Consider the following 598-nt stretch of genomic DNA (forward strand, 5'->3'; position numbering starts at 1 on the left):
CCTTTTGATTTTGTGAGACTCTATGGGTGTTATTGGTATTACCACGAGACAAAATTCCATGTTTTACCCAAAGAATTTGTATTTCCTCCCTTTGATTATCCTTTTAAAAATAACCCTATTTTAGAAAAATTTAAAAAATTTTTTGGTGTTTCTAGATTTTTAAATCTTTCTACCCATAAAGTCATCCACTATATTCTCAAAAAAATACAAAAAAGCTATTACTCAACGCATGAAAAAGAAGCCTTTTTTTTAGAGCATTTTTACCTCACCAGCGTGTATGTGGCTTCTACAGCCGGTTATTACTTAACCCCTAATGGCGCTAAAACTTTTATAGAAGCCACGGAGCGTTTTAAAATCATAGAGCCGGTGGATATGTTTATGGATAATTCCGCTTATCATGATATTGCTAATTTTACCTATGTGCCTTACTCTGTTTCTTTAAGTGAACATTCTTTAGATAGCACGATTCAAAAGCCCCAAAAAAAGAGCTTGAAATCTTACCCGCCTCCGCCTAAAAAATCAACTTTTAAGAATCTTTTCTACTATAGCCTTAACGCTAAAAAGCGTTTAAAAGCCTTTCACAAATACAGCAAACAAT

The 598-nt window shown here is 33.3% G+C and carries 1 protein-coding gene; it reads left to right on the top strand.

The annotated features are described in order from the left end of the window. A partial coding sequence (locus tag IEY73_RS34730; protein WP_189083246.1) for a glycosyltransferase family 25 protein occupies positions 1-598 on the top strand: 598 nt, incomplete at both ends.

Origin of the sequence: Mangrovihabitans endophyticus (genome assembly GCF_014646155.1) — a bacterium.
Lineage (GTDB): Bacteria > Actinomycetota > Actinomycetes > Mycobacteriales > Micromonosporaceae > Actinoplanes > Actinoplanes endophyticus.